This window comes from Myxococcus sp. CA040A, from assembly GCF_013336725.1.
Classification (GTDB): Bacteria; Myxococcota; Myxococcia; order Myxococcales; family Myxococcaceae; genus Myxococcus; species Myxococcus llanfairpwllgwyngyllgogerychwyrndrobwllllantysiliogogogochensis.
The window spans coordinates 208,660-222,022 of sequence record NZ_JABUMR010000008.1; the positions used below are offsets into that span (position 1 = coordinate 208,660).

Annotated in this window: 14 protein-coding genes; all 14 read right to left on the reverse strand. The window is 68.0% G+C overall.

All coding sequences use genetic code 11. The features are described from left to right. Positions 1-90 precede the first annotated feature (90 nt). The 14 genes from HUA75_RS33740 to HUA75_RS33805 all read right to left on the reverse strand — a co-directional run bounded on the left by HUA75_RS33740 (position 91) and on the right by HUA75_RS33805 (position 13,177). The gene (locus HUA75_RS33740) at positions 91-270 is read right to left on the reverse strand and encodes a hypothetical protein (RefSeq protein ID WP_141646463.1); all 180 of its coding nucleotides are present in this window, start codon (positions 268-270) and stop codon (positions 91-93) included. Then, the gene (locus HUA75_RS33745) at positions 267-3,365 is read right to left on the reverse strand and encodes a dehydrogenase (protein WP_174488727.1); all 3,099 of its coding nucleotides are present in this window, start codon (positions 3,363-3,365) and stop codon (positions 267-269) included. Before HUA75_RS33745 ends, HUA75_RS33740 begins: the two co-directional genes overlap by 4 nt. A 16-nt stretch (positions 3,366-3,381) precedes the next feature. Further along, positions 3,382-3,924 (reverse strand): hypothetical protein, encoded by a 543-nt coding sequence (locus HUA75_RS33750; RefSeq protein ID WP_174455485.1) that lies wholly within the window; start codon positions 3,922-3,924, stop codon positions 3,382-3,384. After that, entirely contained in the window at positions 3,924-4,220 is a 297-nt protein-coding gene (locus HUA75_RS33755) for a PqqD family protein (protein WP_141646465.1), read from the reverse strand. The genes HUA75_RS33750 and HUA75_RS33755 overlap by 1 nt, the downstream gene beginning before the upstream one ends. Next, entirely contained in the window at positions 4,217-4,624 is a 408-nt protein-coding gene (locus HUA75_RS33760) for a S24/S26 family peptidase (RefSeq protein ID WP_305794745.1), read from the reverse strand. Before HUA75_RS33760 ends, HUA75_RS33755 begins: the two co-directional genes overlap by 4 nt. Positions 4,625-4,761: 137 nt before the next feature. Next, entirely contained in the window at positions 4,762-6,030 is a 1,269-nt protein-coding gene (gene hisS, locus HUA75_RS33765; protein WP_217446419.1) for a histidine--tRNA ligase, read from the reverse strand. A 26-nt stretch (positions 6,031-6,056) separates the two neighbouring features. Continuing rightward, positions 6,057-6,899: an archaetidylserine decarboxylase gene (gene asd, locus HUA75_RS33770; protein WP_141646468.1), complete on the reverse strand. Its 843-nt coding sequence runs from the start codon at positions 6,897-6,899 to the stop codon at positions 6,057-6,059. Between the two features lie 13 nt (positions 6,900-6,912). After that, a complete protein-coding gene (locus HUA75_RS33775) occupies positions 6,913-7,629 on the reverse strand; it encodes a hypothetical protein (protein WP_141646469.1) in 717 nt (238 codons plus the stop codon). A gap of 55 nt (positions 7,630-7,684) precedes the next feature. Then, on the reverse strand, positions 7,685-8,416 hold the full coding sequence (locus tag HUA75_RS33780) for a metallophosphoesterase (RefSeq protein WP_141646470.1): 732 nt from the start codon (positions 8,414-8,416) through the stop codon (positions 7,685-7,687). A 26-nt stretch (positions 8,417-8,442) separates the two neighbouring features. Then, complete coding sequence (locus HUA75_RS33785) at positions 8,443-8,796, reverse strand: TIGR02266 family protein (RefSeq protein ID WP_141646471.1); 354 nt, start codon at positions 8,794-8,796, stop codon at positions 8,443-8,445. Between the two features lie 102 nt (positions 8,797-8,898). After that, positions 8,899-9,825 carry a PfkB family carbohydrate kinase gene (locus HUA75_RS33790; protein ID WP_141646472.1) on the reverse strand — a complete coding sequence of 309 codons (927 nt, stop codon included), beginning with the start codon at positions 9,823-9,825 and terminating at the stop codon, positions 8,899-8,901. Between the two features lie 115 nt (positions 9,826-9,940). Next, the gene (locus HUA75_RS33795) at positions 9,941-11,470 is read right to left on the reverse strand and encodes an MlaD family protein (protein WP_141646473.1); all 1,530 of its coding nucleotides are present in this window, start codon (positions 11,468-11,470) and stop codon (positions 9,941-9,943) included. Between the two features lie 100 nt (positions 11,471-11,570). Beyond that, positions 11,571-12,308: an ABC transporter ATP-binding protein gene (locus HUA75_RS33800; protein WP_141646485.1), complete on the reverse strand. Its 738-nt coding sequence runs from the start codon at positions 12,306-12,308 to the stop codon at positions 11,571-11,573. Between the two features lie 53 nt (positions 12,309-12,361). After that, complete coding sequence (locus HUA75_RS33805) at positions 12,362-13,177, reverse strand: ABC transporter permease (RefSeq protein ID WP_141646474.1); 816 nt, start codon at positions 13,175-13,177, stop codon at positions 12,362-12,364. Positions 13,178-13,363 lie beyond the last annotated feature (186 nt).

The window sequence follows — 13,363 nt, forward strand, 5'->3', positions numbered from 1 at the left end:
CGATGGAGAGCCATGGGCCTGACGTCTCCAGGCCGTCTTCGTCGGAACCGCCGGAGCGCTGGGGACCGGACGGGCCGGCTCCCGATGCGTTCAGGGCGTGCACTCCGACTCGCCGGGGATGTTGCACTGGGACATGGCCGCGAGCGCGACGAAGGGCTGCTCCCACAGGATGGCGGGAGCCTCGTAGCGCGAAACAGCCTCGGTGGAAGCAGTCCGAGGAACCTCCGTCGACGGCGACGGAGAGGACGAAGGAGTCGAGGGATTTTTCACGGGAACGGTACCGGGAAGGCGCAGATGCGGCCGTCCTGAGAGCCCACATGCAGTCGGGAAACGGTGGTGTCGATGGTCGGAGTGCCGATGAGCTGCGTGTCGCCGATGGACACCTGCTGCGAGTCCACGCCGCCAATCATCTCGAGCTGATGCACCTTCCCGTCGGAGCTGCCCACGTAGATGCGGACGACGCCGTTGGAGTTGAGGGTGAAGGTGCCGGAGGGATTCGCGATGGGCGTGGTCCACACCTGAGAGGGTGCTGTCTCCCCAGCCGTCACGTGGTCCCAGAACTCCACGCTGCCACTCGCGAGGCTGGCCACGAAGCCTCCGCCCAGGGGCCGCACGAAGCTGGTGAACGCGGGCGTGCTCGGCGAGGGGCGCGTCGCCACATTCGCGCTCCACACAGACGTCAGGGTGCCCGCGTCGATGGCGTGGACGACGCCGTCGCTGTTGGTCGCGAAGATCTGATTCGCCACGGCGTTGCGCACCAGGCTGTGCTCCAGGTCGCCCAGGGAGAGGCGCGTCACCTCGGTGCCCGTCAGCGTGTCCAGGACGCGGAGCGACGCCGTTGTTCCACCATGCGTCTTCGAACCGATGAAGAGGCGGTTGGTGGTGTAGTCGACCACCATGCCACCACTCACCATGCCCAGGTCTCCGGGCTGGTAGGTGAAGACCGGAGTGCCCGTGCGCGCGTTGAGCGCCACCACGCGATTCAGGGCCGGGTTCGCCAGCCGCGTCGCGAAGAACGCCAGGTCCAGGTTCGGCCGCGCGGCCTTGTATGCGGCGTTCGCGTAGTCGTGGAGCTGCGTCACGGGGAAGGACTGGATGGTGCCAATGGGTGCGCCGGTGTTGTCCCAGCGCCACAGCACCGTGCCGGTGGTGGCGTTGAGCGCGTAGGCGACGCCTGACTGGTCGGCGGTGAGGATGTACTGGCCTGCCAGGCCATTGAGCGGCACCACCGGGAAACGGCTGCCGATGAGGCCCGACAGGGGAAGCGGACGCCAGCGCTCGGCACCATCGGCCGAGGGCGTGGTGACATTGGTGAGATTGGCGACGACCGAGTCGTTGAAGGAGCTGAAGATGCCCACGCCCAGCTCGGTAATGGGCTGGAGGCGAGCATCCAGGCCCACCGAGTAGCACCACAACGGCGCCGCGCCGACGCGGGCCTGGGGCGTCGCGATGAGCGCCGCCGAGGCCGTGGGCCGGCTGCCCGCTGAGTACCGTCCCACGTCATCGGTGTTGAACACGCGGTAGTGATACGTGGTGCCGTTGACGACGGTGGTGTCGGTGATGGAGGACGTCGAAGTGAAGCTCTCGGAGGCGACGACGGTGGCGTTGCCAAGCGTCGAGCCGGCGGCGTAGGCCCGACCGGCGACCGGCAGCGTGTTGGGTGCGGCCCCCGCGGAACGAAGCACCAGCACGCCGTTGTGAACCGCGGGGTTGTCCCACGTCACCGTCACGCTCGCATCCCGAGCCACCGCGGTGAGCCGCTCGACTTCCGGCGCAGTGCCCGTGGCGATGGTCACCGGGGCCTCGATGCGCGCGGCCGAGTCGGACGCGTATACGAGAGGCAGATGCATCCGGTGGCGGAACGCCGTGGGCGCGGTGACGTTTCCGACGCTCGCGTACGTCACGGTGAAGGCGCGCTCCTGGTTGGGCATGATTCGCGCGGCATTGTTGTTCGCCGTCCAGGTGAAGCTCGTCGCACTGCTCGAGATGGACCACCCCGCCGGGGCCGCCGGATTGCCGCTGACGAACGCGAAGAAGTTCACGGCGGGCCGGAGCAACGTGACCTGCTCGATCGGCAGCGTCCCCCGGTTCTGCACCGTGTAGACCACCGGCTGATTCGGCACGCCCGGAACGAGCACGGACGGACTCGCCTTCAGGCGATGCGTCACGATGCGCCCCTGTCCCGAACGCACGACCTGGGTCGTCGCGGCGCTCCCGTTCAACGTCGCATCCGCCTGCACATCGAAGGCGAAGTCGGAGAACTCGGCGCCAGTGAGGGTGTAGCTCCAGATGAAGTGCGCGGAAGCGCCGGGGGCCAGGCGCGACACGCTCGCGGGATTGGGGCCGGAGGCGAGCGCCGCCACGGCAGTGCCCACAAAGACGGGGGCACGGGGCGTCACGTTCAGATAGGACGCGGTGGTGGACGTGTTGGTGACGCTGAGCCGCACTTTCACCGTCTCGCCCACGAAGGCCTGGACGTTGTCCACGTCACCGGAGGCCGCGAGCACCCCCACGTTCACCATGGGCGTGTCGGCCACGGCCGAGGTGACCGATCCGCTCCCGTTGGTGGCGCGGACGCTGGCCACCATCGTCCCGCCCGTCTCGGTGGTGGCTCGAGCGGAGAGGATGGCCGCGTTCCGCAGCGGAATGTTCACCTGGAAGTTGGCGGGCTGGACCTCGACGACCTCGAACGAGACACCGCCCACGCCGGTGCTGGGGCCTTCCGCCGTGATGTTGTTCTGGGCGGCCGTCTGGCTGGTCCGGTTCTCGATGACGAGGCGCGCGGTGATGTCGTCGCCCACGGGAAGAACCCGTGGCTGGATGTCGACCCGCGTGGACAATCCCACGCGCCGCCATTCCGCGGCGGCCGTCGTCCGATTCGTGGTGAAGGACTGGTTTCCGCAAGCCTCTAAGGCCGTCAGCGTCGTGAACCGCTGGCCCGTGGCATTGGCCGCCGTCACTTGCGGAATCATCCGCAGCGTGAAGGTCGCCGTCTGGTCCTGCATCAAACCGGCGTCCGCCAACGCGCAGTTGACCGGGATGTTGTACGTCACCTGTCGCGTCGCGATGAAGTGGTCCGCGACCCAACCCGCGGGCGCCGGGCTCTCCAGCAGCGTGTATCCGGTGGGCAGGATGAACGACACCTGGTTGATGGGCCGGAACAGCGGCGAGGTGCTCCGGGTGTTGTTGCGCACCTGGACGCGCAGCTCGGAGACCTCATCCATCACCACGGTCGCCTGGGTCTCCCCGGGCTCCGCGAGCGTCGTGAAGACGGCGGCGCGGGTCGTACTCTGGGCCAGCGCGGCGAAAGGAAGGACGAGCACCGCGACGAGCGCGGCGAGGCGGGCGTTCAGCGTGGGAATCATGGCGGAAGGCCTCACGTCACGGCTCCAGGGTGAAGGCGGCCGTGGTCAGCGGCGCGCCGTCGAGAAAGAAGCGAACCTGCCATGTCCCGCTCATGCCGGAGGTGGCCACCGTCGTTCCGGCCACGGGCAGCGAGAAGCGCACGGTGCGAGTCACGTCCGGCTTCGCCTCCACCACGGAGGTGCGCCGCTCGTACGGATGGCCGGAGGGCGACACGAACTCGACCTCCACGCGGCCCTTGCCACGCACGCCGCTCACCGTCAGGTCCACGTCCACCTGGGACACGTCCGACAGGCCGTGCGCGTCCAGCCCCACCACCTCCGCGTGTCCGGAGACGGGCGTCGGCATCGGCTCTCCCTCCGCGGCTTCAGCCGTCGGAGGCCGGGCGGCCTCGCTCTCCTCGCCCAGCACGTCCGTGGGAGCAACGGGCTCCACGGCGGGCGGCGTGCCCTCCGCGGGTGCATCCGTCCAGTCGAACACCCGGGGAGAGATTCCGCTCTCCGTACAGGCCGTCAGCAGCAGCGCCGCCGCCGAGCAGCCCGCCGCAATGCGCGCTCGCATCACCGTACCTCCTGAAGCTCGTCGACCAGGCCCAGTCGGGCCAGGTCCGTGAGAAACCGCAACGTGTCCGTGAGCACCTGCCCCACGTCCATGGAGAACTCGCGGGCCACGACGTCGGCCACCGAGCGCGCGGAGCGCGTCCCGTCACTGAGTTCCCAGATTCGCACCGCCGTCGCGTTGAGGCCACGCAACGTGCGCCCCTCCGCGTCCAGCAGGAGAAAGTCCGCGCCGAAGCGCTGTCCCTCCGCCCCCACCCGTCGCCGCGGAAGATGGTCCGCCGAGAAGTCGCCGCTCATGGGCGCCCTCCCCGTCCCAGCCACCGCGCCACCCTGCCCCGCACCACCGCGCGCACCCGACCGAGCCGCGACGGCCCCCGGTCCCACCCCGCGCCCAGCTCCACCGCGCCTCGCCGGACACACGTCACGCGCCCGAGAATGCGCGACGCGGGAATCGGAGGGTCCTCCGCCGGCGCATTGTCCCCGCGCAGCGACAGCACGCCCTTCCCCGCCGCGCGGACCCGATGCAGGACGAGCGCGTCGTCGAACCGCGCCAGCACCACCTCGCCTGGCTGAGGCTCGCCAGACAACGGCTCCACACCGGCGAAGTCCCCTGCCCGCAACGATGGCCACATGCTGTCTCCCCGTACGGGAATCCAGCGAAAGGCCGAAGGCGAAGCGGAGGTGGGGGACTCACCCGACATTTCCGAGCCAGTCTACTCCACCGGCCAGGGCGGCGCGAATGAGTCCCTTTGGATTCCCCTTGAATTTCCCGGAGGTTACAAGACCCCTCCGGGTTGGTCTGAATCGCGGGGAGTCCTGAATTCCCTCGACTACAAACTCAGGAGGCGCTGGGGGCGTCCGCCCGGGGGGCGGCCGAGTGGGCCCGCACCGTCCGCGCGATGTCATCCAGGGCCACGGGGATGGGCTCCCCTCCGGCCATCGGCTTGAGCTTCGCCTGCCCGCTGGTGCGCTCCAACTCCCCGAGCACGAGCGTGAAGCGCGCCCCGCTCTTGTCCGAGCGCTTCATCTGGCTCTTGAGGCTGCCGCCGCGCGTGTCGAAGTCCACTCGAAGGCCCTCGCGCCGCAGCCGGCTCGCCAGGGTGAAGGCCGCGTCATGCGAGCCCGCATCCGCCACCGCGATGAACAGGTCTGGCGTCGCGCCGAACTTCTGCTGGCTCTCCTTGAGCAGGAGCACCAGGCGGTCCAGTCCGCACGCGAAGCCGACGGCGGGCACGTCCGGCCCCCCCAGGCTCTTCACCAGCTTGTCGTAGCGGCCACCGGCGCCCACCGTGCTGGCGGTGCCCAGCGCGGGGTGCGAGGCGATGAACTCGAAGACGGTGCGCGTGTAGTAGTCCAGGCCGCGAACCATGCGCGGATTGACGACGAACTTGATGTCCAGCGCCGTCAGCTTGCGCTGCACGTCGTCGAAGTGCGCGCGGCACGGCTCGCACAGGAACTCGAGCACGTTGGGGCCCTTGGCGGCCACCGCCTGACACGTCGGGTTCTTGCAGTCGAGCACCCGCAGCGGGTTCTTCTCCATGCGCCGGTGACAGTCGGAGCACAGCTCCTCGCGGTGGGCCTGCAGGTACTCCACCAGCTTCGCGTGGTACGCGGGCCGGCACGTCTCGTCGCCCAATGAGTTGAGGTTGAGCGTGATGTCCTGGAGCCCCAGCTTCTGGAGGAACTGGGCCACCATGTCCATCACCTCGACGTCCTGGGCGGCCTCCTTCGAACCGTAGGCCTCCGCGCCGATTTGATAGAACTGCCGGTAGCGGCCCGTCTTCATCCGCTCGTACCGGAACATCGGCCCTGTGTAGAACCAGCGCGTCAGCGGCTCCTTGTTCACGATGGAGTGCTCGATGTACGCGCGCGCCGCCGGCGCCGTGCCCTCGGGTCGCAGGGACAGGCTGCGGTCGTTCTTGTCGGTGAAGGTGTACATCTCCTTGCCGACGATGTCCGTCTCCTCACCCACGCTGCGCACGAACAGCGCCGTGTCCTCCAGCATGGGCGTGCGGATCTCCCCATAACCGAAGCGACCGAACAGCTCCCGTGCCAGGCCCTCCACGTGCTGCCAGATCTCAATCTCGCCTGGCAGCAGGTCGTTCATGCCCTTGACGGCGCTGAGCGTCTGACTCACGGGATGACTCCAATGCGCTGCCCCAGCCGAAGCACCGCCTCTTCCTGGAGGCTCGCTTCCCACTTCACGCGGCCGGGCTCGAACAACAGGATGACGGTGGAGCCCATCTCGAACCGACCCAGCTCGCCGGCCTTCTCCACCTTGTAGCCCTCTTGATACCGGTGCACCTTGCCCGGCTGGCCCGTGTGCGTGGTGATGTCCTCGTAGGACGCCTTGATGCGCGACACACAGGTGGCGCCCACCTTCACCACGGCGCACTGCCCCGCCGCCGTCTGGAGGTAGGTCACCAGCCGCTCGTTGACGCAGAACAGGGACTGCTTGTTCTTCACCGACGCCGGATTCACCGGCCAGAACTCACCGGGGATGTACGCATAGCCGGTGATGGTGCCCGCCAGCGGCGAGTGGATGCGGTGGTAGTCGCGCGGCGACAGGTAGATGGTCGTCCAGGCTCCACCGTGGAAGGGCTTCGCCGCCTCCGCGTCCCCCAGCAGCTCATCCACCGTGTACTCGATGCCCTTGGCCTGCAGGCACCGGCCGTGCTCGGAATAGCCCACCTGCGACACGCGGCCGTCCACCGGGGACACCACGGCCTTCTCGTCCGGGTCGATGGGGCGCAGGCCCGGCTTGAGGGCGCGCGTGAAGAACTGCGCGAACGTGGGGTAGTGCTCGATGGGGTGCTCGGCCTCCGCCATGTCCACGTTGTAGGACTTGGCGAACGCCCGCATGGCCGCCTGGTGGACGGGCGCGGGAATGGGCACTCGCGTGGCCATGCCCACCGCCGTCGACAGGGCGGACTTGGGCAACACGCGCATCAACTTCATGAAGGTCTGTTCGTTCATGGGGCGTCTTTGACTAACGGCCGGCGTCGGTCCCCGCGGGGGGCTCCGTCCCGGCATCCAGCGTCCGCGTCACCGTCCGCACGGAGCTCTTGGGCAACAACATCAACACCCGTCCCTCTTCGACGATCAGCACCGTGTCGGGATGTCCGGGGTACTCCAGGCGGCAGGCCGTGCTGTCAGTCAGCTCCCACGCGTCCCGGATGCCGCGCCCCTCCACGTTGATGGGGGTGCCACGCTTGAAGCAGCCTCGGAAGCCGGCGACCAGCTCGTTCGCCGGGGTGCCAGTCTGGGGGCCGTTCACCGGGCCGGCGTCTGGAGGACCGGCGTCCACGGCCTCGGCGGGAGGAGGAGGCGGCGGCGGTGCCAGCGTGGTGGAGGGCGCGTTCGGGACGACCTCGTGGGCGCTGGCCACTGCCTTCTGCCTCGCGACGAGGGCCTCCTGCATGCGCGCCCGGTTCTTCTGGATGCGCTGGAGCAGCTCCTGCGCGGAGGGCGCATCCAGGCTGTCCTGGGGCACGCGCTGGAGCTTCGCCTCGATGGACCCCATCTGCGGGTCCAGATAGGCGTCATCCAGCTTCTGCGCGTACAGCTCGCGGAACTGGCGGGTGGCCTGCTCGTACTCAGCGGACGGCGGTGGTGGCTCGCGACGGCAGGCCGACAACACCAGCAGGAGGGCGGAAACAAGGGCCGCGAAGGGCCGGAGGGATGCTCGGAGGACCTGGGGGCGCACGCACCCGGTTTATTTCATTTCCCCCCGCCGTGCCCAGTTTTCAGAAAGCGCCGCGTCAAACGCCGAGGAACAGGCGCTTGCCGAAGTTGAGCGCCAGGTCGGCGTCGAAGATCTTCTGGGCGGACGTCTCGATGTCGTACTCCACCCGGACGTACTCCACCGTGCGCGCATCCGTGTCGCAGATGACGAAGCAGGCGCGGTTGTCGTAGTCGCGCGGCTGGCCCACGCTGCCCACGGAGATGATGTACTTGTAGCCCTTGCGGATGCCGAACTTCTGGGCCACCACGTCGTTCACCTCGCCATTGCCGATGGCGAACGCCCGGCACAGGTGGCTGTGGCCGATGAACGTCACCTCCGGCAGCTCCTCCACGTAGGGCGTCAGCTCCCGCGCCTGCTCCAGCGCGAAGATGTACTCGTACGCCTTCGGGTCGATGGGCGAGCCGTGGCAGAAGCCCACCTCGCCGATGCGGTACGTGTACGGAAGGCTGCGCAGCCACGCCATGTTCTCGTCCGTGAGGACGTTGGCGGACCAGTCCAGCGCGTGCCGGGCGGCGTCGTAGTAGTACGAGTAGTCCATCCGCCCCGCCACCGCGGCGTCGTGGTTGCCCAGCAGCGTGACTTCCGCCACCGAGCGCACCAGCTCGCAGCACGGGTTGGGAGACGCGCCGTAACCGACGATGTCCCCCAGGGACACGATGCGGTCGACCTTCTGATGCTCGGAGACCCGGAGCACCTCGGTGAGCGCTTCGATGTTGGAGTGGATGTCGGAGATGACGGCGATGCGCATGGATGCCTCGGTCGGTGGCGCCGCGTTCAGCCGGCCCAGACCGCCTTCACGGGGTTCTTCTGCTGCTGCGAGATAATCCGCCGGAGCCGCCCCAAGGTTTCCGCATCCAGCGATTCGAACTGGAGCCCCATCCCCGGCGGGTAGGCCCGGTCCTCCTCTTCCCTCAGCCATACCACCGTGGCCGCCGCCTGTACTTCGGGATCCTCCGCGGGCGTCAGCCGGAGGACCGCTCGCGCACCTCGCGCCAGCGGAGTGCTCGTCCGGAGAAACAGACCTCCCTCGCTCAGGTTCGTGATGCGGGCATACAGGGTGACGTTGTCTCCCTCGCACCAGCAGCGCAGCAAGGTGGGTACCCGTGCGGACTTTCGGTTATCGCTCAACCCTCTTCCTTCCCGAACACCAAAGGATGGAAGCCTAGAGACGGCCTGAATCCACCGTCAAGTTCGTGGGTGAGCTGGGACCCCACCTCACCCTCCAGGCGCTCAACGCTCCAGCGGCCCCAGGTCGTCGAAATGGGTCAGCTTCCTGAATTCCGCGAAACGAGCGCGAATCTCCGGATGCGTCACCTCGCGCAGGCGCTCCAGGCTGAACTTCTCCACGGTGAAGGAGGCCATGACGCTGCCCATCACCATGGCCCGGCGCAGCACCGTCGAGTCGATGTCCGACGTCGCCGTGGCCAGCGCGCCCATGAAGCCACCCGCGAAGGTGTCACCGGCGCCGGTGGGGTCGAAGACCTCCGCCAGCGGGAAGGCCGGGCAGGCGAAGACGTGGTCCTTCTCGAAGAGGAGCGCGCCGTACTCGCCGCGCTTGATGACGACGCGCTGCGGACCCATGCCGAGGATGGCGCGCGCGGCCTTCACGACGTTGTGCTCACCGGCCAGCTGGCGCGCCTCCGCGTCGTTGACGAAGAGCAGGTTGACGCGCTGGAGCGTCTTGAGCAGGGCCTCGCGGCTGCCCTGGATCCAGAAGTTCATCGTGTCGGCGGCCACCAGCTTCGGCGAGCGCACCTGATCCACCACGCGCGCCTGCAGCTCCGGGTGGATGTTACCCAGGAAGACGTAGGGCGTGTCGCGGTAGGCCGCGGGCAGCTCGGGCGAGAAGGTCTGGAAGACGTTGAGCTGGGTGTCCAGCGTCTTCGCCTCGTTCAGCTCGTAGCCATAGCGGCCCTTCCAGCGGAAGGTGCGGCCGGGCACGCGGGTGAGGCCCTCCAGGTCGATGCCTCGCCCCTTGAGGAAGCTCACGTGAGCTTCAGGGAAGTCCTCGCCCACCACGGCGACGATGCGCGCGGGAGTGAAGAACGACGCCGACGTGGAGAAGTAGGTGGCGGACCCGCCGAGGACGTCCTCCTTCTGTCCGAAGGGGGTTTCCACCGAGTCCAATGCGACGGAGCCGACGACGAGGAGGGACATTGCGAGCTTCCTGGAAATACAGAGGGGGGCACGGTGCCCTGCCAGGAACCCCGTGCCCGTGCCGGGTACGCGGTTTCACGGCTGGCGTCAAGCCGCGCAGCCGTGAAAACCCCGATCAGGGGGTGGGGATGCCCGTGGCCGTGAGGATGGCCTTCAGGTCGTCGTCGGTGAAGAACAGGCCGCCACCCACGAAGAAATCGCGGCCGGCGATGAGGCGCTGCGTCGCCGTGTCCCGCTGCTGGGCGTTGAGCATGTCGTCCATGCCCGCGACGACGAACAGGTGGTCGAACGCTTGAGCCCGCAGCGTGGCGCGCAGCCGGGGATAACGCAGCTCGTCCGCCGCGAAGTTGAAGGCGTCCATCTTCAGCGTGAGGGCGTCGTCGAACAGGTGCAGGTCCGCGCCCACGCCGCCGGTGGACTCGATGAGGCCCACGCGCAGCGTGGTGAAGTACCAGCGCTTGGCGAACTGCGCGCTGATCCGCAGGCTTTCCTTCGTCACCTTGCGGGTCTGGATGACGGGGTCGCCCTCGGACGGCGGATTGGTCTGCACGGTCTCCGTCGTCACGGTGCCGCGCGGGTCGTCCACCAGCTCCAACAGGTAGTACTTGTCCGGCTTGGGGATGAGCCGCACGGAGAAGACATTCTTGGAGCGGCCCTGGGCGGCCAGGTAGCTGCTCTGGATGCCGACCTCCGTCTGGAGGTCGGTGAGCTTGGCGGCGAAGCGGGCCACGTCCTGCACCGTCTCGCGGACCTCGCGGCCCACGCTCTCGTCGGTGAGCAGCACGCCCGCGGCGCCCTCCCCGTCCTTCACCTTGCGGGTGATCTCCTCCAGGTTGCCCAGCGTGCTGTCCAGCTTGGTCAGCGTCTGCTTCAGGCTGGCGACGCTCTCCTTGAAGTCACCCTCCCCGCTTCCGACGATGTTCTTGACGCTGGCGAGCACCTCGCGCACGTCGCGGGTGATGAACTCGATGTTGTCGACGATGCGACCGACGTCGGCCTGGTTGTTCTGGGTGATGGTCCGCACGTCGGTCGACACCCCCTCGAAGTTCGCGAGGATGACGTCCAGCCGGTCCGCGTTGCGGCGCACCGTCGCGTCCACGGAATCCGACAGACGGACGAGGTTCTCGACGATGCGCTGGAGCGAGCCGGCGCCGCGCTCTCCGCCCAGCACCTCGCGCAGCGCGCCCGTCACCTGCTGGATGTCGGAGGTGATCTGCGACAGCGACTCGAAGATGGCCTCCATGCCCTGCGTGTCGATGACCCGGCGGATCTGCCCGCCGTTCTCCAGCTTGGGGGCGTTCTCCGTGCCGGGATTCAAGTCCAGCAGGTAGTCGCCCAGGAGCGACTCCGAGCGCTTGGTGACGACCGCGTCCTCGCGCAGGTCCACGTCTTCGCGGATCTTCAGGACGACGCGCGCCCGCGTGCCCTCCAGGATGATGTCGTCAATCTCTCCCACCCGGATGCCGGCGATCTGCACCCGGCCGCGCACCGCGAGGCCAGACGCGTCCCGGAAATAGGCCCACACGCGCGTGGAGTCGCTGTCGCTCAGGCCGCCTTCGCGTGCGAACAGCACGAAGGTGACGAAAAAGGCCCCCGCGGCGATGACCAGCAGGCCAACACGGAAGGGCGTAACGAGCTTCTTCACCTGATGTGACTCCGAGGGCTACCGGCCGGGCGCGACTCTAACGTTTTGCATCTGGAGTGCCACATTTTCCTGAAAGCGGAGCCTCCCGGGGCCCCTGCCCTCAGTTCTTCCCGAACCACGTCTCCAGGAACACCTTCACCGCCGGGTGCTGGGACTCGCGCAGCTGCTCCGGAGGGCCGTGCGCCACGATGACGCCCTTGGAGAGGAACGCGATCTGGTCCCCCACGTTGAACGCCGAGGAGATGTCGTGGCTGATGACCACGCTCGTCACGCCCAGCCCCTTCTGCGCAGCCAGGATCATCTCATCCACGTAGTCCGTGGTGATGGGGTCCAGCCCCGTGGTCGGCTCGTCGTAGAGGACGATCTTCGGGTCCAACACGACGGCGCGCGCCAGGCCCACGCGCTTGCGCATGCCGCCCGACAGGTCCGACGGGAACTTCGACTCCACCTCCCGTTTGAGCCCCATCAAGTCCAGCTTGGAGCGGACCTTGGCGTACAGCTCGTCCTCGGACAGGTGGGTGTGCTCGCGCAGGGGGAAGGCGACGTTCTCGAACACCGTCATGGAGTCGAAGAGGGCCGCGGCCTGGAACACCATGCCGAACTTGTTGCGGACGCGCTGGAGGCTCTGCACCCCCATGGGGATGATGTCCTCGCCGTCGATGATGACCTGGCCGCTGTCGGGGCGGAGCAGGCCAATCATGTGCTTCATCAGCACCGTCTTCCCGGAGCCGGAGCCGCCGAGGATGACGCACGTGCTGCCCGCGGGCACGCTGAGGTTGATGCCGGTGAGGACCTTGTTCTCACCGAACGTCTTGTGCAGGTCCACGATCTCGATCATCGGCTTCGTGGACATGCCGGCGTTGTCTTCGGACGGAGGACCGGAGGCAGCCATCAGTGCATCACGATGCCCACGAGGAAATCGAGGATGAAGATGGACAGGGCGCTGGCCACCATCGCCTCGGTCGTCGCCTGACCCACGCCCTTGGCGCCGCCCGACGCGTTGAAGCCCTTGTAGCAACAGATGAGCGCCACGGAGACGCCGAACACGGCCCCCTTGATGACGCCCTCGTAGATGTCCACCGGCTCCAGCCACTGCTGGGTGCGCGTCAGGAAGGTGCCCGGTGAGATTCCCAGGCCTCCCACCGCGACGAAGTAGGCGCCCGTCATGCCCGCGGTGCTGAACAGGATGGTCAGCATGGGGACCATGAACAGGCCCGCCAGGATTCGGGGCACCAGCAGGTACTGCACCGGGTTGACGGCCATGGTCTCCAGCGCGTCCACCTGCTCGGTGACGCGCATGGTGCCCAACTCCGTGCACATGGCGGAGCCGGCGCGCATGGTGACCATCAGCGCGGAGAACACCGCCGCCAGTTCGCGCGTCAGCGTCAGCGCCACCGTGGGGCCGACGAGGCTCTCCGCGTCGAAGAGCGCGAAGGCCTCGGACGTCTGGAGGGCGAACACCATGCCGGTGAACAACCCCGTCAGTCCGACGATGAAGATGGAGCCCACCCCCACGAAGTCCAGCTGGGCGAACAGGTTGTGGAGGCGGAAGGGGCGCCGGACGCTCCAGCGGGCCACGTCGATGGCCAGCGTCACGACGCCGCCAATGGTGCTGACGACGTCGATGAGGCCCTTGCCGAAGCCGGCCACCGTCTGGGTGAAAATCCCTGGCTCGCGGGCCGGCTTGCTGGGGGTCTGCGTGGTCATGCGGTCAGGCGCCTACTCTTACGTGCCACGACGGGGGGCACAAGCGAAGTGTTCCCTCCCAGGCCTGGGAGCGATACCACCAGGCGGGCGGGCGACGAAGGGACTACCTCACTTCGGAGCGATGCGTTTATGTTCCGCGCCCCTTTCTTTCCAAGCCCGGTGCCCGCGAGGCGCACCGGGCCGAGA

Coding starts and splice junctions, on each gene's coding strand:
- asd (WP_141646468.1), bottom strand. CDS start 6,899: ATGAACGAACAGACCTTCATGAAGTTGATGCGCGTGTTGCCCAAGTCC.
- HUA75_RS33755 (WP_141646465.1), bottom strand. CDS start 4,220: ATGAGCGGCGACTTCTCGGCGGACCATCTTCCGCGGCGACGGGTGGGG.
- HUA75_RS33745 (WP_174488727.1), bottom strand. CDS start 3,365: ATGATTCCCACGCTGAACGCCCGCCTCGCCGCGCTCGTCGCGGTGCTC.
- HUA75_RS33800 (WP_141646485.1), bottom strand. CDS start 12,308: ATGATCGAGATCGTGGACCTGCACAAGACGTTCGGTGAGAACAAGGTC.
- HUA75_RS33805 (WP_141646474.1), bottom strand. CDS start 13,177: ATGACCACGCAGACCCCCAGCAAGCCGGCCCGCGAGCCAGGGATTTTC.
- HUA75_RS33780 (WP_141646470.1), bottom strand. CDS start 8,416: ATGCGCATCGCCGTCATCTCCGACATCCACTCCAACATCGAAGCGCTC.
- HUA75_RS33750 (WP_174455485.1), bottom strand. CDS start 3,924: ATGCGAGCGCGCATTGCGGCGGGCTGCTCGGCGGCGGCGCTGCTGCTG.
- HUA75_RS33790 (WP_141646472.1), bottom strand. CDS start 9,825: ATGTCCCTCCTCGTCGTCGGCTCCGTCGCATTGGACTCGGTGGAAACC.
- hisS (WP_217446419.1), bottom strand. CDS start 6,030: ATGAACGACCTGCTGCCAGGCGAGATTGAGATCTGGCAGCACGTGGAG.
- HUA75_RS33760 (WP_305794745.1), bottom strand. CDS start 4,624: ATGTCGGGTGAGTCCCCCACCTCCGCTTCGCCTTCGGCCTTTCGCTGG.